Raw genomic sequence first — 19,383 nt, 5'->3', positions numbered from 1 at the left:
CACGTGGGCTGCCGGCTCGAATAGTCCCAGACAACGCAGCGGAATTTCACGCGGGCGATCTCATCATGGGATTCAACGAGTTGGGTATCGAGATCATGTATCCCGCTTCAAGGGCCCCTCAAAGGAAAGGTGCCGTCGAACGCTTTTTCAGCACACAGAACCTGGGGCTTATCCACAACCTCCCGGGTACCACCTTCTCGAATATCCAGCAGCGTGGCGATTACGACTCGGAGAAGAATGCATGTTTCACGCTCCCTCAATTGGAGGCGGTGGTAGTGAAATGGATCGTCGATGGTTACCACCAGACTCCTCATCGGGGGCTGGACAACAGAACACCGGCTCAAGTCTGGGGGACTAGCGAGGCGAACCATGTCATCAGCCTTCCCGTCGACCTGGACTCGTTGGAGTGCATTCTGGCCAAGCGGGCCTCGGTGAAGGTTCACCATTACGGCATCGAGGTTGCCAAAGTGGGCTACCACTCTACGGAACTTGCTGAGCTCCGTATGCGTTTGGCAGACGGAGAAAAGGTAAACGTCCGCTATCGAGACGAAGCCGGGCACGTTTGGGTTCACGACCGCTTCAGAAACTTGTTCTTCAAAGTGCCCGCCAAAGATGAGCGAATGGCCGGTAAGAGCAGGGAGGTGTGGAAGGCTGCCGAGAAAGCGCTGCGAGAAAAATATAATGAGCAGCCTAGCTTCGAGGCTACGCACAGGTGCTACCAGGAAATTATGGAAGATGCAGACGAGGCCCGCCGTTCGCAGACGCTCAGAAAACGACGCGCAGCTGCCATAGCGAAAATCGACAAGGAGGGTCGAGTGACCGAAAGCACGCCTCCACCCAAGGTACTCGCTGAAGTGGAATGGACCGGTGACTCTATTCCTAACATTCCGCCAGCAGCCTTCAAGGTCTCGGTTCGTCGCCCTGCTGGGAGTTCTAAGCCATGAACGCCATCAATCTGTACGAATGCTACGAGCATGGTGAATACAGCTTTACGCTCCGCGATCGTTTTATTCACAGCCCTCAAGTCGAGCGAGCGTTGACGCGACTAGGCGATATCCACGGCGATAGTCGGCGTACCAGAGCAAGTAAAGGGTTGCTGATCCAAGGTCCAAGCGGAGTGGGCAAGAGCACATTGGTCAAGGAGTACATTCGGTCATTGGAGGAATTGGAGAGCCATGACCCACAGAAGCGGACAGTTCTGTTCGTCGAGATGCCTTCGTCTCCAACCAAAAAGAACCTGGCAGCAGCCATTTTGGCAGAGCTGAAGGATCCCTTCGCAGAGGCACGAGGACATTCGGCAGAGGTTAAATTTGCGCGAGTAGTCCTGCTGCTGAAGAACCTTGGCGTGGAGATGTTGGTCCTCGATGAGGCGCAGCACCTGGTCGATTATCGTCGTAATGGTGCGTATGAGGCAGCAGACTGGATCAAGAGTCTGATGAATGAAACCAGTATCGCGTTTGTTCTGATTGGGCTGAAGCGCACCGAAAATCTCCTGCTAGCAAACGAGCAACTGCGACGCAGGTTTTCGGCCACGGTGGCATACGATCGCTTCACCTTCTCCGCTAATACGTCTCTTCATTTCGTGATGTTGTTGCAGGCAATCGAGGGCGAACTGCCTGTTCAAACCATCAGTTTTGTAGAGCCAGCGATGATTAAACGCTTCTACCTGGCTTCCTATGGATTGATCGACTACCTCATCAAGATTGTGGACAGGGCTGTTTGGCTGGTTCAAGTCCAGGACCTTGTCGGGATTGAACTTCCTGTGCTGGCCCAGGCTTTTGAAGACGAGGTTTGGAGCTACGCCACCGAGGATCGAAACCCCTTCAGTGCGAGCTTCAATTTCCAGCCTCTGTTCGGGAAGCGGGAGCCGTTTGAGACGTTCGAAGAGAGCAGTACCTGACGGCCAAGGGCCGGGCTTATCGGCCCGGCTCTACTCCCCTGATTTTTATGTCTTCGATTTCATGGATGTGTAGGAATGTTTGGTCTTTTAATCAACCCACGACCACACCAAGACGAAAGTCTTTTGGGGTACCTGCAGCGCCTGGCGAAAGCCAACGGATTACCCAGAAAGGAACTGCTCACCGCCTTTGCACGAGCCGACGAGACCGATGTTGCGGACTGGCTGCAGATGATGGAAGGACCACTGAGCTGGCCTGCGGTATCTGCTGAGTTTCGTGATCCAAGGCCCAAGGGGGTCAAGTTATGGACGACTCATCACGCTCGTTACTGTCCGATCTGTTTGGGCGAAGCCGGTTATTGGAGAGAAAGCTGGGGCTTGACCCTGGTTACGACGTGTTCTGTCCACGGCACTGAACTCCACGGGCGGTGCCCCAACTGTCTGAAGGAAACCGATCCAAGCGCAATGAGTGCGAATAGTTGCCAAGCGTGTGGCACCTCATTGAGTGGGACCAATTTTGAGATCGCGCCGGCGAGTGATACGGCCGCCTGGCTCACCTCTGGCTTTGAAGATAGGTTTTACGCCGACTCGTTGCCAGCTGACGCGGGATTGGCGGCCCTCACCTACGAACAGTTTCACGAGTTGTCATCGCGTCTCGCTGTCAGAAGTTTGCCTACGGAAAGAACCCAGCCGCTGAAGGTTGCTGATTCGGGTTCGCTAGAGATATCGCGGCTTATGGCAAACGCGGCGGGCGTGGTTCTCATGAACTGGCCTCTCGCATTCAGAGAACTGCTGAGTGGCCTCAAGGCAGTCCATTCCGATAACGAACATTGGACGCTCAGCAGATCGTTCGGCCCGATATACCACGACATCCACCGTGATCTGGATCACTCTTGTTTTGACTTTCTTCGTCGAGAGTTCGAATCATTTCTGCAGCATGCGTGGGAAGCACCGTTAGCGAAGCGAAATCGCAATTTGAGTGAGGAGACGATTGAGAGACATCGTTGGGTGTCGTTCGATTCTGCTGCTGAAGCTTGTGGTCTCGGGGTATCAGTCATAAAACGCCTTCATCAGGAGGGACAAATCGCCTATCGGGAGAAGGTCCATGAAGATCGAGTCTTTACGGTCGTGGACCTGGATCATTTGAAGGCAATCTCGCAGCATCTCCAGGGCGTGGCTGATATGAAAGAAACCTCGACTTTGCTAAGCCTCTGTCGCAATCGGGTTAGGCAGCTGCTAGCTGGTGGTACCCTCCAGTTCTTTGGTGGAGAACCGCGCCCAGGCGAAAGGTGGCTGATTGACTGCCGCTCGATCAACGAATTGATTGATGAGAAGCTGCCTACCAGCTCTGACCAGAGCCTGGTGTCGATCAACTACTTGGCCAAGCATTCTCTGCCCAAGGGGGGTGGGTTGGTCGAGTTGGTTCAGGCAATACGTGCAGGTGAACTTCGCGCTTACGGCCCAGCTGAGAATGGCTCGGTTGCGGTAGGGGCGTGGTTACTCAAGCCGCAAGATTTTGCAGCGTGGCAACAAGCCCGAGCTGAGAACAAGAGTCCGGTCTTTCCCGGCCTGTCGGTAGTCAAGGCTGCTGCGCTGTTAGGCGTCAAAGAACAATGCGCATACGCGTTCGTTCGACTGGGTCTGCTATGGAGCACTGCTGTCGAACGAGGCCGGCGTACGCAATTGATGGTTAAGCCTCAAGCCATCGACAGATTCAGGCGTGGCTATATCTTGGGACCGGAGATTGCGGTGTATTTGGGGAAGTCGACCAGGGAGGCGTTCAAGCACCTTTGGGAGGCCAGGTTTCGCCCCGTTGCGGGGCCATCCATTCCAAACGCGGCTTGCCGGCAGTACGTTTGGGTAAGAAGCAAAAAGCTGATCGATTACCTCGCAAGTGAAGCCGCCCAGATCGACGATCCTGAAGCCATCACGTTTTTATCCACACCGATCGCTCAGCCTCGTGATTGCCGATTCAGGCATGTGGGATCAAGATAGTTAGCACGCTTTCTTTCTTGATTGCTAAAATCATCGAACCCATTTTGGAGAATCTTATGTCCCGTCTCGCTGAATTCCGCCTGCTCGAACAACAGCTCGCAGCCCAACTGGCGGAGCTGGAAGCGCTGAAAAATGACTCTGCCCTGAAGCAGGAAATGGAATTTGAAACGAAGCTGCGCAGTTTGCTCAACGAGTATGGCTACGGCCTGCGCCAAGTGGTGCTGACCCTCGATCCGCAAGCGGTGGCTTCCACTGATATGGCCCCAAAAACCTCTCGGAAACCACGCGAAGTGAAGGTCTACAAGAATCCACACAGCGGAGAGGTTGTTGAGACCAAGGGTGGTAATCAGCGTACGCTTAAGGCCTGGAAAAACGAGTATGGCGCTGAGGTAGTCGAGTCTTGGCTCGCCAATTGATTGCACTGCAGGCGGCTTCTGGCACGAGATGAATCGTGGTGCGCCCCGAATGCAAATTCCCATTCTGGGGCGTGACGAAATTTTCTGCGGGTGGTGGATTTAGAGAATTAAAACTGTCGCTAGAGGGTCCCGTCTTTCGCGGCCTGCAGCCATTTGGAGAGGAAACGCAAAACTGTCGCAATCACCCAAAACGCCGGTTCAGACTGATTCGCTAGAGAATTAAAACTGTCGCAGCCTGAAACGACGCGGCTTTCACGTGTATTCAGAGCCATCATTATCGATAGCCTGCTTACAAACATGTAATTCCTGGATCACGTGGATGACAGCTCCCAGTCGGTAAGCTTCACTCATGTCTTCATGGAGTAACAGAAATGAACACCGCTAAAAGCATTGCCGCCCTCATGCTCGTAATCGCCTCCTCATCCGCTTTAGCTGAAGGAGGATCTGATCGCTTACACGGAAAGATGATTCAGGCAAATGAGCAAGCAATGCGTGCCTACGCCGCTGCCAATGGAAAAAAACCACCTGAAGTGATCCATTATCGCTACGGAATGAAACTGGATGTGGCGAGAGTTATCAGTATGACTTCGCTCAAAGGTAGCTGCGACGTGATGCCGACACAGATGAATTACGAGGACTCAACAGGTGAGTTGAAAATCCTCGAATATCGCTCTGCTGGAATTAACTGTAGAGGTCAAAACTGACCGAAGGGACAGGGTAAGTCTTGGAGTAAGCTGACCACGACCAGCGCTGCAGCTGGTCGGCTGGCCGGCAGAAGCCCTTCCCCCGGGGCATCTTGCATTACGTGTCAGGATAACTGGCAACTACTTGATCGTCCCCACTCTTGGTGAGGCCGATGACTTGATAGGCGTGTTTCATGCCATCAACCTCCATACCTGGTGAGCCAGCGGGCATGCCAGGTACCGCGACGCCTGCCAGGTCGTTGCGCTTTATGAGCTCCTGCACCTGGGCTGCGGGGACGTGACCTTCCACAAACTTGCCATCGATAACCGCGGTGTGACACGAAGCCAGCCTCGGAGCTACTCCTAGCTCTTGCTTCACCGCCCTCATGTCCGTTTCAACGTGGTCGACGACCTTGAAGCCGTTTGCCTCCAAGTGCGCTATCCATTTCTTACAGCAACCGCAATTAGCGTCCCGGTGCACATCGATAGTCAGGGGCTCCGCAGCAAAGGCGGCTGAGGCGATTAGAAGTGACGCTGCGGTACTTAAACCGAGGAAGCGGCGCTTACTTGTCATGAGTGTGCTCCTTCCCGTCTTTGTGCACATGGGTTTTGGGAGTAGAACCTGTGTGGTGGTCCGAGTGCGCCTCGCCGGACTCGTGTTCACCGTGGTGCTCCGCTACTGATGAAGACTCCGAATGCGAACTGCCATGATCATGACTTTCCTCAGCCACGCCGTTTGCTGCGGAATCATCATGATTTCCATGACCTGATTTCGCACCACCGTGTTGGCCTTCATGGTTATGCATATCGCTTTCGCCACCGCCATGTTGGTGACCACCACTGGAAGCGACCATCATCTGGTACTGCTCAGCATTGAGTTGCGGTAGCTGGTCCAGGAACGCGACGATTCCCCAGATGTACTGGTCGTCCATGCTCTTACCCCAGGCTGGCATGCCTGTCGCTTTGATACCGTGCTTGATGGTCCAAAACGCAGCAGCAGGGTCACCGCTTACACCTATCTCGGTGAGGTTTGGTGGGGATGGGTATAGGGCTTGGCTGAGTTCAGTTTTCTCCACCCCTGGCGCGAGGTGGCAACCGATACACATGGCGTTGTAGTTGCCTGCCCCTGCTTGGATGAGAGCAGGATCTTTAAGGTTTGGCACCTCAATGTCGCTTGCTCGGACTTCAATCGAGCGATCCCGCGCCATGGCCAAAAACGCATGCACAGCGGGGAAGTGTGGGTCGTCCGCACCAACGTTCACGAGACCGAAGTAAGCAGCACCTAGCACTGCTGCGCTAGTAACAGCACCTGCCGCCACCAGCGTTGTAATTGTTTTTTTCATGTTGAGTTCTCAAAACCACATCCGAATACCGGCCACAAAACGAGCTTCGTCCACGTCCCCGCCTTCATCCCGAATGAAATCGGCGGTTTTGCCGTAGGAACGGCTCCAGGTGACACCTATGTATGGCGCGAACTGGCGAACAATCTCGTACCGTAACCGCAGCCCGACTTCGGTGTTTGCCAGGCCAGAGCCGACGCCGCGTTCCGGGTCGTTCTTGCCATAAAAGTTGGCCTCAGCGGTTGGCTGAAGAATTAAACGATTGGTTAGCAAGATGTCGTACTCGCCCTCCAGACGGGCAGCGGTTTGACCGTTCTCGCCGATAAAGGCGGTGGCTTCAGCTTCGAAGTCATACAGGGCCAGGCCCTGAATACCGAACGCAGCCCAGGTCTGCGGATCCTCCGGTTTGAAATCCTGCCGGACGCCGGCGACAACATCCCACCACGGGCTTACCGAGCGGCCATAGAGGAGCTGCAGCTCAGCATCTTCAGTCACACCATTGGTTCGTTCACCTTCCGAGCGAATCCAGAGCCTATTGATATCGCCGCCCACCCAGCCGGATGCATCCCAAGCAAGCGTGCTACCTTCATCGGCATCTTGGTATTCCAGTTGGTCTAGCAAGAAAAAGCTGTTGAACCCGCTGTCATCCATTTTGTGCCCGTCAAGCGGGGGGAAGGCAGCCTGCCGGTCGGCATCAGTCAGCACCGGGATTGGCGTACGGCTGGTCGGGGTCGGCGAATCAGCGTTCCCGTTTCCCATCGTGGAATGACCCATCGCGCCATGATCCATGCCTTCCATGGACCCGTGATCCATGCCTTTCATGCTTCCATGGTCCATCTTGCTGTGGTCCATCGAGGCGGGTTTCGCTTTGGGCTGGCCATGGCCCATTTTGCTGTGATCAACGGGTGCAGGTTGCGTGGGTTGCTTGCTCGCGCCCATCTGGCTGTGGTCCATGCCCGGCATCGCAGCCTGTGATGAGGCGTGGTCCATCTGCATGGCACCGTGGCCCATTGCCGAGTGGTCCATTCCGGAATGATCCATTTCAGCGGCGAAGCTGGGCGAAACGCCCAGCACACCTAAAGAAACGGCGAATGCCAGCAGCGATGGTCGTGCAACGCTATTGGCCATTTTTCCCTGCCTTAGCTTTGTCGCTGCCATGCGATTCCATCATTTTGCTGTGATCCATTCCTTCCATGGAACCATGATCCATGCCCTCCATAGAGCCATGATCCATGCCTTTCATGGAGCCGTGATCCATGCCTTCATGGTTCATGCCCTGGGCTTGCTTGCTCTTCGAGCCGTTCGATTGCGCCGCGTTGGACGACTTTTGAGAGTGCTGATCATGGTTGTCACTGGACCAGGAAGACGGGGCGTACACCGCGAGCAGGCCAACCATCGCGGCAGAGAGGAAAAAGGCGCTTCGTTTCATTGGTTTGCTCATCTCGTATCTCCAGTTCATTCGTCCACGCGGACTTCTCGGAACATGCCCATCTCCATGTGGTACATGAGGTGACAGTGATAGGCCCAGCGCCCGAGTGCATCTGCGGTTACGCGATAGCTTCGTTTCGAGCCAGGCGGCATATCGATCGTGTGTTTTCGCACCATGAAATTGCCGTCCTCATCCTCCAGGTCACTCCACATGCCGTGCAGATGGATGGGGTGAGTCATCATGGTGTCGTTGACCAAGGTAATACGCAGGCGCTCGCCGTACTTGAGCCGCAGCGGCTCTGCGTCAGAAAACTTGATCCCATCGAAGGACCAAGCGAACTTTTCCATATGCCCGGTAAGGTGCAGTTCGATTGTCCGGCCAGGTTCCCGGCCGTCAGGGTCGATGAAGGTGCTACGCAAATCCGAATACGTGAGAACCCGACGCCCGTTATCGCGAAGCCCGATCCCCGGATCGCTCAGCTTTGGCGTAGGGGTCATGGTCTGCATATCGACCAGAGGGTTGTTTGTTTCGGAGGCGGGATGGTTCTGCATGGCACCGCTGGCGGCCATATTGCTTTGGTCCATACCGGTCATGTTGCCGTGGTCCATGCCAGCCATCTTGCTATGGTCCATACCGGCCATGCTGCCGTGGTCCATGCCAGCCATCTTGCTATGGTCCATACCGGCCATGCTGCCGTGGTCCATGCCAGCCATCTTGCTATGGTCCATACCGGCCATGCTGCCGTGGTCCATGCCAGCCATCTTGCTGTGGTCCATACCGGCCATGCTGCCGTGATCCATGCCACCCATGCTGCCGTGGTCCATCCCCATATCACTCATGGAGATGAGAGGCCTTGGATCTACAGCCGGCACCGGTGCCTGCAGGCCCTCACGGACAGCCAAGGTACCCCTTGAATAGCCGGTGCGATCCATGGATTGAGCAAAGATGGTGTAAGCCTGCTCGTTTTCAGGCTCGACAATGACATCGTAGGTTTCAGCAACGGCAATCCGGAATTCATCGATCGACACTGGCTTAACGTACTGACCGTCGGCTGCGACAACCGTCATTTTCAAGCCGGGGATCCGCACGTCGAAATAGGTCATCGCCGAGCCATTGATAAAGCGAAGCCGGATTTTCTCCCCTGGCTTGAAGATTCCCGTCCAGTTCCCATTTGGCGCCTGGCCGTTCATGAGGTAGGTGTAGGTGTGCCCGCTCACGTCAGCGAGATCGGTTGGGCTCATCTTCATCTCGGCCCACATCTTTCGATCGGCCACAGCAGCAGACCAACCTTTCTCGCTCACGTCGTCGACGAAGTCGCCAACGGTGCGCTTGTGGAAGTTGTAATAGTCCGACTGTTTTTTGAGCTTGGACATAACCCGCGCCGGGTCTTCGTCGGTCCAATCACTCAGCATGACGACATAGTCACGATCGTAGGTGAAAGGCTCTGGATCCTTGGCATCAATCACCAGCGCACCGTAAACACCGACCTGCTCCTGGAAGCCCGAATGGCTGTGGTACCAGTAGGTGCCGTTCTGGTGGACCTTGAACTTGTACTCGTACATGCCGTCGGGAGCGATGCCATGGAAGCTTAGACCCGGCACGCCGTCCATATTCGCCGGCAGGATGATGCCGTGCCAGTGGATGGACGTGTCCTGCTTCAAGCGGTTGCGAACCCGTAGCGTGACCGTGTCGCCTTCGCGCCAACGGAGTATTGGTCCTGGCAGCGAACCGTTGATGGCCATCGCCGTTCGAGCTGCCCCGGTAATGTTCACCGGGAGCTCCCCGATGTACAGGTCAAAATCGGTGCCGGTCAGTACGTTAGGCTGGCCAGGGCTGGTTACGGCCCAGACCGGCGCGCGCCACATGCCCAGCCCACCCAGTAGTCCGGTAGCAGCCAGGCCTTTGACGAATGAACGTCTCGTGGTTTTGCTTTGCATGCCGTTGCGTCCAATCAGGTAGATCGCTGATATCCAGACTGCGGGATCCGCAGCCATCTGGTTTCAATTGAGCTCCCCCAAGCCTCGTAGACTTTCGCCAAAGCACAAGGATTGCGGGAGGCAATACCCCGAAAGCTGACATAGTTCAGATTCCGGGGTGATTACATTTCTGTAAGCTAAGCTCAGCAGCTCTCGTGGCCGGGGTGCTTTTGGCTTTGGGCGGTAACAGGAGCCTCTGCTTTTTTCTCCTGAGCAACCTGGTAAGCCTGCATGGAAGATGCACGTGCAGCTTCCATCCTGGCGAAGGTGCGATCCGCGCCGCCTTCAGCCAGGGCGAGGCTCGCCATGCCGAAGGTGACTACCATCACAATCGCTTTGATCATGTTCATTTGCGTTTCCTCTAAGGGTCAGTTTCGCCTGATTGGCGCCGTTCACAGTGCTCAAGCTAGCTACCCGGCACTGTCAGCAAGCTGAGCCCGACATTACTTTTCCGTCAGCTTCTGGTTGGGTGCCTTTTTTGCTGCACACTGAAGGGCATCCAAGGGGGCGCAGCAGATGAAATTACTCGTAGCCGAAGATGAGCCAAAAATCGGGGCCTACCTGCAGCAAGGGCTGACGGAGGCAGGCTTTACCGTCGATCGTGTGGTCACAGGGACCGACGCGCTGCAATACGCTTTGAGCGAGGCGTATGACCTGCTGATTCTTGATGTAATGATGCCGGGGCTAGACGGCTGGGAGGTGCTGCGGATGGTACGTGCGGCAGGGAAAGAGGTCCCAGTCTTGTTTTTGACGGCCCGTGATGGCGTGGACGATCGCGTGAAAGGGTTAGAACTCGGGGCTGACGATTACCTGGTCAAACCCTTTGCATTCTCGGAACTGCTAGCGCGTGTGCGCACTTTGCTGCGAAGAGGCAGCAGTGGCTATGCTCAGACCACTATGAAGATGGCTGACCTGGAGGTAGACCTGCTTAAGCGCCGGGCCACCCGAAATGGCAAGCGGATCGACCTCACAGCCAAGGAGTTCTCCTTACTGGAACTACTCATGCGCCGACGCGGCGAGGTACTGCCGAAGTCCCTGATCGCATCGCAGGTGTGGGATATGAACTTCGACAGCGACACTAACGTGATCGAGGTTGCTGTTCGTAGGTTGCGGGCCAAGATTGATGACGATTTCGCCCCCAAGCTCATACATACAGTTCGTGGCATGGGCTATCTGATGGATGTTCCCGAGTAATGCGCGCCCAATCGTCGCTCGTTAAACGCCTTACCCTCATGTTCATGTTCGCGGTCATCGCCGTATTGGTCGTTGCCGGCGTGAGCTTCTACATGCTCAGTCAGCACCATTTCCAGATGCTGGATGAGCAAGCCCTGGCCGAGAAACTCGAATCCACCCGGCACATCCTTTCACTTTCAGCAGCACGTGATGAACTTGAGGATCAGGAGCCTCAACTGCGTGCTTTGTTGGGGGCTCATCAGGACCTTTCTGCGGAGATTCTTGATGCTGACGGTACTGTCCTGTTCTCGGACTCCAAGGCATCCCGCATCCCTGAGCGCTTTAAGCAGGCCTCTTCTGGCGCCGTTTGGGACTGGCAAATCGACTCGCGGAACTTCCGGGGGATTACCTCTCAACTGGCTATAGCGCAGGCGCAGGCGCCGGTAACAGTCATGTTGATGCTGGATGTCACCAGCCATGCCCACTTTTTCAAGACGCTGCAATGGTGGTTCGGCATTGGCTTGGTCATCAGCGCTCTGGTTAGTGCAGGATTGGGGTGGATCGTGGCCAAGAGCGGTCTTCGGCCGGTTGGGCAGATCACCAAGGTGGCGACATCCATGTCTGCCCGGTCCCTTCGCGAGCGAATTCCATTGGAGCCCGTGCCGCTTGAATTGCAGGAGCTGATCCTCTCCTTCAACGGAATGCTTGCACGCCTGGAAGACGCGTTCGTCCGGCTATCAAACTTCTCAGCCGACATCGCACATGAGCTGCGGACTCCGGTAAGTAATCTTCTGACGCATACCGAAGTCGTTCTGACCAAAAAACGCGACCTCGATGCCTACGAAGACAACCTCTACTCCAATCTTGAAGACCTCAAGCGCATGTCGCGCATGATCGATGACATGCTGTTCCTGGCAAAAGCTGATAACGGCTTGATCATCCCCGAGCAGGTTGATATCGATCTGGTCGGGCTAGTGTCCAGACTGATTGAGTACTACCAGCTTGCAGCCGAAGACCGAAGCATTCGGCTTGCCCTTCAAGGCGAAGGTACGATCCGTGGTGACCGGCTAATGATTGACCGGGCGGTTTCCAACATTCTATCCAACGCTTTGCGCTATACCCCCGAAGGCCACGATATCGCCGTCCGGATTGTCGAGGCGGCTGATCAAGTGAACCTGTCCGTCCAGAACAATGGGGCCACGATTGATCCGGAACATATCAACAAAATCTTCGACCGGTTCTATCGCGCTGACCCTGCAAGGCGGGAAGGAAGCCCAAGCAACGCCGGCTTGGGTCTGGCCATAACGCGTTCGATCATCGAGGCTCATGGTGGGCGAATTTGGTGTACCTCCGCTGACGGCGTGACGAGTTTTCACATCGCTCTGCCGCACGCCAAACAATCCACTTCCAAGCCTCAAACGGCTTAATGCTCATTTCATGCGTGTAACCTATACTCGGCCATCATGAACCGGCTCCTACGACTGTTCACCATCCTGCTTCTAATCGCATCGCTTCCTCTCAACGGCATGGCGGGAGTCGACTCAGCCATTGAACCATGCCCCATGCAAACCATGGGGATGGAGATGATGGCGGGGATGGATCACGATTGTTGCCAGGATACTGATCCAGGATCAGCTGCCGACCACTCCAAAGCCTGCAAAGTGGGCCAGGAGTGTAGAACCGCGAGCACAGTTCAGGTCGAAATAATTAACCCCACGCTCACCTATTCTGCGCCTAGGCCAGTAGATACCTATGCGGTGAGCCTCGTAAACAGGGCGCCTCCTGACCCTTGGCGGCCACCCCGCGCCTGATTACCTCTTAAATTCACCCCATCGTCCTGTTTTGCAGCCGGATGATGGCATGCGCTTGCGCGCTGATTTTTTGAGGAATCATTTCCATGACTCCCCCACGTTACCGATTAGGGATGGCATGTCTGGCCGCTCTGATCAGCCTGTTGTCGACGTTACCGGCTCAGGCTACACCGTTGTCTCTGGAGGAAGCGCTTCAACTTGCCGAACGCAATGCCCCCATCCTCCAGGCCAGGCAAGAGCAAATGACGGCCGCTCGACACGCTGTGATCCCAGCAGGCGAGCTGCCTGATCCACGTCTCAACCTAGGAGTGCAGAACCTTCCTGTTGACGGCAGTGATCGTTGGAGCATGAACCGCGATTTCATGACGATGCAGGTTGTCGGCCTCTCCCAGGAAGTACCAAACCGGGACAAGCGGGAGGCACGAGTTGAGACGGCACGAGCGAGCGTTGAGCGAGCCGATGCAGAGGCGGTGTTCGAGCGCTTAAAAGTGCGTGCTGCCACAGCCCAAGCTTGGGTCGCGGCGTACACCGTTCAACGGAAACTGCAGCAGTTTGAGGACTTCTACAAAGAAAACCGTCTGTTGGCCGCAGCAATCCGCGCACGCCTGGCCGGCGGTACCGGCGCGACGGCCGACGCACTTGCTCCTGACCAGGAAGCTGCGCAACTCGATGAGCAAAAAGATGTTCTGCTCACACAGGCCGCTCAGGCACGGGCTGCACTCAAGCGATGGATTGGAGAGGATGCTGATCCGCAAGCTCAAGCATTTCCGCGCTGGCCAGTGAGCGCGCCGGACTATCTACACGCTATACATGCACATCCAGAATTGGCGACCTACAACGCCCTTACGCGGGAAGCACAAGCTCAAGTGCACCAAGCCTTGGCAGAAAAGAAGTCGGACTGGGGGTGGCAGGTGGATTACCAGCGGCGCGGGCCTGAATTCAGCAATATGGTGAGCCTGCAGGTAAGTTTCCAACTGCCCTTGTTCGCTGGCTCACGGCAGGACCCGATGATCGCGGCACGTCGCGCACAAGTCCGGCAACTGGAGGACGAACAGGAAGCGGCATTGCGTGAGCATAAAGCGCAGCTGGAGACAGATCTTGCGGATTACCAGCGATTGCAGCGAGCAGTGCAGCGCAGCCGTGAAACATTGTTACCGCTAGCGGAGGATCGAGTCCGCCTCGCCCTTGCTGACTATCGAGCCGGTAAATCACCCTTAAGTGAGGTTCTCACCGCTCGACGTCAGCGGGTTGAAACACGACTGCAAGACATCGATCTGCAAGGACAGTTGGCCGCGACAGCTGCACGGCTGCACTTCGCGTATGGAGAGGTGCGCGCATGAGAAATTCAACTATCAGCCTTGTGGTATTGGCCGCGTTGGCTATCGGCGGTGGCGTTGGCTATCAGCTAGCAAAGCGTGGGCAGGTGTCCACTGCCTCCCCTGAAACGCTACAGAAGGTGCTGTATTGGTATGACCCGATGTACCCCCAGCAGCACTTTCCAGCACCGGGCAAGTCGCCCTTCATGGACATGCCACTGGTGCCGAAGTACCAGGAAAGCACCGCTGCTGAGGTGAGCCCCGCAGTTCAAGTTTCACAGGGGCTCCAACAAAACCTGGGGGTCCGTCTGGCTACCGTAGCGAAAGGGCAGCTTGCTCGAACCCTCCAGGTGAGCGGCGTGCTTACCTTCGATGAGCGGGATTTTAGCGTTCTGCAGGCTCGTACCGGTGGCTACGTCGAACGCACCTATGGCCGCGCTACAGGCGACGTGGTTGCCAAGGGCGCCCCATTGGCAGATGTGTTGACGCCTGAATGGGCGGGCTTGCAGGAAGAGTACCTGGCGCTTCAGCGATCTGGGGACAATGAATTGCGCGCTGCAGCTCGGCAACGACTACTGCTGGCGGGTATGCCTGCCGATCTTATCAACCGGATTGACCGTACGGGAAGGGTCCAGAATTCGGTAACGCTCTTGGCCCCAACAGCAGGCGTCCTTCAGGCTCTGGAATTGCGGCCAGGCATGACAATGACACCGGGTGCAACGTTGGCGAAGATCAATGGTATCGCGAACGTCTGGCTTGAGGCCGCAGTACCTGAAGCGCAAGCCCAAGGCCTACAGGAAGGACAGGCAGTGCAGGCGAATCTGGCAGCGTTCCCAGGCGAACCTGTTCCCGGCAAGCTGACCGCATTGCTGGCTGATGCGGATCTGCAAAGCCGCACCTTGCGGCTTCGTATAGAACTGCCCAACCCCGGCGGCCGGTTGCGCCCAGGCATGACCGCGCAGGTTTCCCTCCATCCGTCCGGGCAACAGGATGACAGCCTACTGGTGCCAGCCGAGGCGATCATTCGGACGGGGAAACGCGATCTCGTAATGGTGTCAGAAGACGGAGGTCGATTCCGGCCGGTGGAAGTAGTGCTCGGCCAGGAAAGTGCTGGCCAGGTGGTCGTGCTGCGAGGCCTTCAGGCGGGCCAGCGCGTTGTGGCGTCCGGGCAGTTTCTGCTGGACTCCGAAGCGAGCTTGAAAGGTATCGAGGCCGTTACTGCTGGCGATGCTCCACTTGCGCAACCTGTACAGCCGGCTCTACATCAGGCCAATGGGCGCATCGTTCAAATAGAAGGTAATCAGCTGACCATCGCTCATGGACCGTTCGTGACGCTGGGCATGCCTGGTATGACGATGACTTTCCCTGTGGCAGATCCCCGCTTGATTGCCGGACTCAAGGTTGGCGAACGCATCCGGTTTGGAGTGCGCGAGCGCGATGAAGGCATGGTCATCGAGCAAATAACCCAGCAGGAGAACCAGCCATGATCGCGAACCTGATTCGTTGGTCGGTTGGCAACCGCGTCCTGGTCCTGCTGGCAACACTGTTTGCCGTAGCTTGGGGCGTTTTCTCTCTGCGCAGTTTGCCGATCGACGCGTTGCCTGACCTGTCAGATGTGCAGGTGATTATCCGCACCTCCTACCCAGGGCAGGCACCGCAGATCGTGGAAAATCAGGTGACATATCCCCTGACCACCACAATGCTTTCCGTACCCGGAGCCAAGACAGTGCGGGGCTTTTCAGCATTTGGAGACAGCTTCGTATATGTGTTGTTTGAGGACGGCACAGATCTCTATTGGGCGCGGTCCAGGGTGCTCGAATACCTAAGCCAGGTTCAGTCTCGATTACCGGCGTCCGCTAAGCCAGTGCTCGGACCCGATGCCACTGGTGTAGGCTGGATCTACCAGTATGCGCTGGTGGACCGCAGTGGTACCCATGACCTGGCACAGCTGCGCAGCCTTCAGGACTGGTTCCTGCGCTTCGAGTTGAAAACTCTTCCGGACGTTGCCGAAGTGGCGACGATAGGCGGGATGGTCAAGCAGTACCAGGTAGTGCTCGATCCGCTGCGCATGGCCAGCTTGGGAATCACTCAAGTTGAGGTTTCGGACGCCATCGCCAAGGCCAATCAGGAAACCGGTGGCGGCGTGCTCGAACAAGGCGAAGCTGAGTTCATGGTAAGGGCTTCCGGCTATCTGAAGTCACTCGATGATTTCCGAGCCATTCCCCTGCGCCTGGCTGCGAAGGGTATACCCGTAACACTGGGCGATGTAGCCACTGTACAGCTGGGCCCTGAGGCACGTCGCGGCATCGGCGAGCTTGATGGACAGGGCGAAGCGGTGGGCGGCGTAGTAATTCTGCGCAGTGGCAAGAATGCGAAAGATGCCATCGCTCACGTCAAATCCAAGCTTGAATCGCTGGAAAAAAGCCTGCCTGCCGGGGTCGAGCTGGTCACTACCTACGACCGTAGCCAGTTGATCGATCGTGCTGTGGAAAATCTGAGCCAGAAGCTGATTGAAGAGTTCATCGTGGTCGCACTGGTGTGCGCTGCATTTCTTTGGCATCTGCGCTCATCGTTGGTCGCCATCGTCTCGCTTCCGGTTGGTGTCCTCATTGCCCTGATCGTCATGCGCCACCAGGGCATCAACGCCAACATCATGTCGCTTGGGGGCATAGCCATTGCAATCGGTGCGATGGTGGACGCCGCTGTGGTGATGATTGAGAACGCGCACAAACGGGTTGAGGCTTGGCATACGTGGCACCCTGGAAAGTCGTTGCGTGGCGAAGATCATTGGAAAGTGATGACTGAGGCAGCAGTCGAGGTCGGGCCTGCGCTGTTCTTCAGCCTCATGATCATTACGCTGTCCTTCATACCGGTATTCACCTTGCAGGCTCAGGAGGGAAGGCTGTTTGCGCCCCTCGCATTCACCAAGACTTATGCAATGGCAGCAGCAGCGGGCCTTTCGGTTACCCTGGTACCCGTGCTGATGGGGTACTGGATTCGGGGTCGTTTACCGGCAGAAGAGCGCAACCCACTCAATCGAACCCTGATACGGCTCTATCGCCCAGCATTGGAGATCGTTCTACGCCGGCCAAAGCTCACGTTGGCGGGTGCACTGTTGATTTTGCTCAGCAGTGTCTGGCCCCTGAGCCAGCTCGGCGGCGAATTCTTGCCGCCACTGGATGAAGGCGATTTGCTGTACATGCCGACTGCCCTGCCAGGTCTTTCGGCGCAGAAAGCCTCTGAGCTTTTGCAACGTACGGACCGGCTGATCCGAACGGTACCGGAGGTCGCCAGTGTCTTCGGTAAAGCGGGCCGGGCTGAATCAGCGACCGACCCGGCCCCGCTGGAGATGTTCGAGACGACTGTCCGACTTAAACCGAAGGATCAGTGGCGAGCAGGGATGACCACTGAGAAGCTGATCGAAGAGCTGGACCGTACCGTGCAGGTACCTGGGCTAACCAATATCTGGATCCCACCGATTCGAAACCGTATCGACATGCTCGCAACCGGTATCAAAAGCCCGATCGGCGTAAAGGTTGCCGGCAGCAATTTGAATGAGATCGACCGGGTGACTCTGGCTATCGAGAAGGTGGCCAAAACGGTTCCAGGGGTGACTTCCGCCCTCGCCGAGCGATTAACCGGTGGACGCTACATCGATCTGGATATCGACCGCCAATTCGCAGCGCGTTACGGCCTGAACATTGCTGATGTCCAAGCGATTGTTGCCGGCGCCGTTGGGGGCGAAAACATCGGCGAAACCGTAGAAGGCCTGGCGCGATATCCCATCAGTGTTCGGTACCCACGGGAGTGGCGTGACTCTGTTGATGCCCTGCGGCAGCTACCGATTTACACCAGCCAAGGGGGGCGAATCACACTGGGAACCGTGGCACGGGTGCGTATTGCGGACGGTCCACCCATGCTCAAGAGTGAAAACGCGCGCCCCTCGGGCTGGGTGTATATCGACGTGCGGAGACGGGACCTGTCCTCCGTCGTTGCCGACCTGCGCCGGCTAGTCGATCAGCAGGTGAAGCTCGATCCTGGCATAAGCTTGAGCTATTCCGGGCAGTTCGAATACCTGGAGCGCGCCAATGCGCGCTTAGCATGGGTAGTACCGGCGACGCTGGCCATTATTTTCGTCCTTCTCTACCTCACGTTTGGCCGCCTCGGTGAAGCGCTGCTGATCATGGCTACCTTGCCATTTGCGCTAACCGGCGGCGTATGGCTGCTGTACATGATGGGCTACAACCTGTCGGTGGCCACGGGTGTCGGTTTTATCGCCTTGGCTGGGGTCGCAGCAGAGTTTGGAGTCATCATGCTGATCTACCTCAACAATGCCTGGACTGAACGAAACGGCAACGGTACGCAGGGGCAACCTGCGCTTCTGGATGCTATCCGCGAAGGGGCCGTGCAGCGCATCCGCCCCAAAGCCATGACCGTAGCAGTGATCGTCGCAGGCTTGATGCCAATCCTCTGGAGTAGCGGTACCGGCAGCGAAGTCATGAGCCGGATCGCTGTACCCATGGTCGGCGGCATGCTCACCGCGCCTTTGCTCTCACTATTTGTAATCCCTGCGGCTTACTGGCTCGTCAGGCGCCGCGGACTCGCTGTACACGATAACCCCCAAACAGGAGTAACCCGATGAAGAAGCTACTGATCAGCGCTGGCCTGGTGTTCGCCGTTGCGGCGGCGGTGCAGGCCCAAGACATGTATGGCACGGATATGAAGAATATGCCCATGGAAGGCAACGAGACCCAAGGCAGCCAGGCGGCTCCGACTGCATCGGCTGAGGGAACCATCAAAGCTTTGGAACCAGGTAAAGTTACCTTGGCGCATGGACCAGTATCAGCCCTGAAATGGCCGGCAATGACCATGGGCTTCAGCGCTACCGAGCAGCAACTCAAGGGACTCAAGGTAGGCGACAAGGTCAGCTTCGATTTCCGAATGAATGGGGGCACAGCGACGATCGTAGGCATTCGCAAGCAGTGACGGATTGACTTCTAACCCTGCCTATTAGAGCTGATAGGCAGGGTCATTTAGCCAAACTTTGGAAAAAGTGCTGCCGCAATTCCTGACCGCGCCGCCTTCAGCTCTGTGCCTCGGGACGCTAGTTGGTCTTTGCGCTCTGTAGCCGGGATGCATTCAGATCAGAGTAGTAGCTGACGTTTGAGCAGAGATCTTCGTGCATCACGATCTATATGGGTCGAAAGCGGACAGGGCATCGCAAAGTCATCCAACTGCCTGAGTTATCCGAACGCCAACAAGGATTCCACCGAGCTTGTCGACAAGAAAACCCGCGACAACTCAGAGTGTTATCCGAGCAAACAGACTTTGGATACCCTATTCCCGC

General features: G+C 56.5%; 16 protein-coding genes and 2 pseudogenes. 12 read left to right on the top strand and 6 right to left on the bottom strand.

Annotation, left to right across the window (positions count from 1 at the left end):
- The 5 genes and pseudogenes from N7650_RS26835 to N7650_RS26815 form a co-directional block, all read left to right on the top strand.
- Positions 1 to 944, top strand: a pseudogene (locus tag N7650_RS26835) (Mu transposase C-terminal domain-containing protein); the annotation flags it as partial.
- Positions 941 to 1,900: a TniB family NTP-binding protein gene (locus N7650_RS26830; protein WP_010951429.1), complete on the top strand. Its 960-nt coding sequence runs from the start codon at positions 941 to 943 to the stop codon at positions 1,898 to 1,900. The pseudogene N7650_RS26835 and the gene N7650_RS26830, both read left to right, overlap by 4 nt.
- 75 nt (positions 1,901 to 1,975) lie before the next feature.
- Positions 1,976 to 3,892 (top strand): TniQ family protein, encoded by a 1,917-nt coding sequence (locus tag N7650_RS26825; protein WP_279900767.1) that lies wholly within the window; start codon positions 1,976 to 1,978, stop codon positions 3,890 to 3,892.
- Between the two features lie 56 nt (positions 3,893 to 3,948).
- The gene (locus N7650_RS26820; protein ID WP_279900766.1) at positions 3,949 to 4,308 is read left to right on the top strand and encodes a histone-like nucleoid-structuring protein, MvaT/MvaU family; all 360 of its coding nucleotides are present in this window, start codon (positions 3,949 to 3,951) and stop codon (positions 4,306 to 4,308) included.
- 371 nt (positions 4,309 to 4,679) lie between these two features.
- Positions 4,680 to 5,012 carry a DUF2790 domain-containing protein gene (locus N7650_RS26815; RefSeq protein WP_011953079.1) on the top strand — a complete coding sequence of 111 codons (333 nt, stop codon included), beginning with the start codon at positions 4,680 to 4,682 and terminating at the stop codon, positions 5,010 to 5,012.
- Positions 5,013 to 5,109: 97 nt separating this feature from the next.
- On the opposite strand, the gene N7650_RS26810 is transcribed toward N7650_RS26815, so the two are convergent.
- From N7650_RS26810 to N7650_RS26785, 6 genes are all read right to left on the bottom strand, one after another.
- On the bottom strand, positions 5,110 to 5,565 hold the full coding sequence (locus tag N7650_RS26810; RefSeq protein WP_011953080.1) for a DUF411 domain-containing protein: 456 nt from the start codon (positions 5,563 to 5,565) through the stop codon (positions 5,110 to 5,112).
- Entirely contained in the window at positions 5,555 to 6,334 is a 780-nt protein-coding gene (locus tag N7650_RS26805) for a cytochrome c (RefSeq protein ID WP_011953081.1), read from the bottom strand. Before N7650_RS26805 ends, N7650_RS26810 begins: the two co-directional genes overlap by 11 nt.
- Positions 6,335 to 6,343: 9 nt before the next feature.
- Positions 6,344 to 7,459, bottom strand: a complete 1,116-nt coding sequence (locus tag N7650_RS26800) for a copper resistance protein B (protein WP_011953082.1) — start codon at positions 7,457 to 7,459, stop codon at positions 6,344 to 6,346.
- Entirely contained in the window at positions 7,449 to 7,772 is a 324-nt protein-coding gene (locus tag N7650_RS26795; protein ID WP_012269845.1) for a hypothetical protein, read from the bottom strand. The genes N7650_RS26800 and N7650_RS26795 overlap by 11 nt, the downstream gene beginning before the upstream one ends.
- Positions 7,773 to 7,786: 14 nt before the next feature.
- The gene (locus tag N7650_RS26790; RefSeq protein WP_023377932.1) at positions 7,787 to 9,697 is read right to left on the bottom strand and encodes a copper resistance system multicopper oxidase; all 1,911 of its coding nucleotides are present in this window, start codon (positions 9,695 to 9,697) and stop codon (positions 7,787 to 7,789) included.
- 182 nt (positions 9,698 to 9,879) lie between these two features.
- Positions 9,880 to 10,086 carry a co-regulatory protein PtrA N-terminal domain-containing protein gene (locus N7650_RS26785; protein ID WP_011953085.1) on the bottom strand — a complete coding sequence of 69 codons (207 nt, stop codon included), beginning with the start codon at positions 10,084 to 10,086 and terminating at the stop codon, positions 9,880 to 9,882.
- A gap of 166 nt (positions 10,087 to 10,252) precedes the next feature.
- Here N7650_RS26785 and N7650_RS26780 point away from each other — a divergent pair, with 166 nt between their 5' ends.
- The 7 genes and pseudogenes from N7650_RS26780 to N7650_RS26745 form a co-directional block, all read left to right on the top strand.
- Positions 10,253 to 10,930 carry a heavy metal response regulator transcription factor gene (locus N7650_RS26780; RefSeq protein WP_011953086.1) on the top strand — a complete coding sequence of 226 codons (678 nt, stop codon included), beginning with the start codon at positions 10,253 to 10,255 and terminating at the stop codon, positions 10,928 to 10,930.
- The gene (locus N7650_RS26775; RefSeq protein WP_011953087.1) at positions 10,930 to 12,336 is read left to right on the top strand and encodes a heavy metal sensor histidine kinase; all 1,407 of its coding nucleotides are present in this window, start codon (positions 10,930 to 10,932) and stop codon (positions 12,334 to 12,336) included. The genes N7650_RS26780 and N7650_RS26775 overlap by 1 nt, the downstream gene beginning before the upstream one ends.
- 470 nt (positions 12,337 to 12,806) lie before the next feature.
- On the top strand, positions 12,807 to 14,060 hold the full coding sequence (locus N7650_RS26765; RefSeq protein ID WP_011953089.1) for a TolC family protein: 1,254 nt from the start codon (positions 12,807 to 12,809) through the stop codon (positions 14,058 to 14,060).
- Complete coding sequence (locus N7650_RS26760; RefSeq protein ID WP_011953090.1) at positions 14,057 to 15,523, top strand: efflux RND transporter periplasmic adaptor subunit; 1,467 nt, start codon at positions 14,057 to 14,059, stop codon at positions 15,521 to 15,523. The genes N7650_RS26765 and N7650_RS26760 overlap by 4 nt, the downstream gene beginning before the upstream one ends.
- Positions 15,520 to 18,678 carry an efflux RND transporter permease subunit gene (locus tag N7650_RS26755; protein ID WP_011953091.1) on the top strand — a complete coding sequence of 1,053 codons (3,159 nt, stop codon included), beginning with the start codon at positions 15,520 to 15,522 and terminating at the stop codon, positions 18,676 to 18,678. Before N7650_RS26760 ends, N7650_RS26755 begins: the two co-directional genes overlap by 4 nt.
- The gene (locus N7650_RS26750; RefSeq protein ID WP_011953092.1) at positions 18,675 to 19,022 is read left to right on the top strand and encodes a copper-binding protein; all 348 of its coding nucleotides are present in this window, start codon (positions 18,675 to 18,677) and stop codon (positions 19,020 to 19,022) included. The genes N7650_RS26755 and N7650_RS26750 overlap by 4 nt, the downstream gene beginning before the upstream one ends.
- A gap of 231 nt (positions 19,023 to 19,253) precedes the next feature.
- Positions 19,254 to 19,383: pseudogene (locus tag N7650_RS26745) on the top strand (polyamine ABC transporter substrate-binding protein); the annotation flags it as partial.

It is taken from the genome of Pseudomonas sp. GD04058 (assembly GCF_029836855.1).
Classification (GTDB): domain Bacteria; phylum Pseudomonadota; class Gammaproteobacteria; order Pseudomonadales; family Pseudomonadaceae; genus Aquipseudomonas; species Aquipseudomonas bharatica.
Note: the sequence above shows the minus strand (reverse complement) of the source record. Positions and strands in the feature narration are given on the sequence as shown.

What these genes read in the sequence shown, in the direction of transcription:
- N7650_RS26830 (WP_010951429.1), top strand. Translation starts at nt 941, where the DNA reads ATGAACGCCATCAATCTGTACGAATGCTACGAGCATGGTGAATACAGC.
- N7650_RS26825 (WP_279900767.1), top strand. Translation starts at nt 1,976, where the DNA reads ATGTTTGGTCTTTTAATCAACCCACGACCACACCAAGACGAAAGTCTT.
- N7650_RS26820 (WP_279900766.1), top strand. Translation starts at nt 3,949, where the DNA reads ATGTCCCGTCTCGCTGAATTCCGCCTGCTCGAACAACAGCTCGCAGCC.
- N7650_RS26815 (WP_011953079.1), top strand. Translation starts at nt 4,680, where the DNA reads ATGAACACCGCTAAAAGCATTGCCGCCCTCATGCTCGTAATCGCCTCC.
- N7650_RS26810 (WP_011953080.1), bottom strand. Translation starts at nt 5,565, where the DNA reads ATGACAAGTAAGCGCCGCTTCCTCGGTTTAAGTACCGCAGCGTCACTT.
- N7650_RS26805 (WP_011953081.1), bottom strand. Translation starts at nt 6,334, where the DNA reads ATGAAAAAAACAATTACAACGCTGGTGGCGGCAGGTGCTGTTACTAGC.
- N7650_RS26800 (WP_011953082.1), bottom strand. Translation starts at nt 7,459, where the DNA reads ATGGCCAATAGCGTTGCACGACCATCGCTGCTGGCATTCGCCGTTTCT.
- N7650_RS26795 (WP_012269845.1), bottom strand. Translation starts at nt 7,772, where the DNA reads ATGAGCAAACCAATGAAACGAAGCGCCTTTTTCCTCTCTGCCGCGATG.
- N7650_RS26790 (WP_023377932.1), bottom strand. Translation starts at nt 9,697, where the DNA reads ATGCAAAGCAAAACCACGAGACGTTCATTCGTCAAAGGCCTGGCTGCT.
- N7650_RS26785 (WP_011953085.1), bottom strand. Translation starts at nt 10,086, where the DNA reads ATGAACATGATCAAAGCGATTGTGATGGTAGTCACCTTCGGCATGGCG.
- N7650_RS26780 (WP_011953086.1), top strand. Translation starts at nt 10,253, where the DNA reads ATGAAATTACTCGTAGCCGAAGATGAGCCAAAAATCGGGGCCTACCTG.
- N7650_RS26775 (WP_011953087.1), top strand. Translation starts at nt 10,930, where the DNA reads ATGCGCGCCCAATCGTCGCTCGTTAAACGCCTTACCCTCATGTTCATG.
- N7650_RS26765 (WP_011953089.1), top strand. Translation starts at nt 12,807, where the DNA reads ATGACTCCCCCACGTTACCGATTAGGGATGGCATGTCTGGCCGCTCTG.
- N7650_RS26760 (WP_011953090.1), top strand. Translation starts at nt 14,057, where the DNA reads ATGAGAAATTCAACTATCAGCCTTGTGGTATTGGCCGCGTTGGCTATC.
- N7650_RS26755 (WP_011953091.1), top strand. Translation starts at nt 15,520, where the DNA reads ATGATCGCGAACCTGATTCGTTGGTCGGTTGGCAACCGCGTCCTGGTC.
- N7650_RS26750 (WP_011953092.1), top strand. Translation starts at nt 18,675, where the DNA reads ATGAAGAAGCTACTGATCAGCGCTGGCCTGGTGTTCGCCGTTGCGGCG.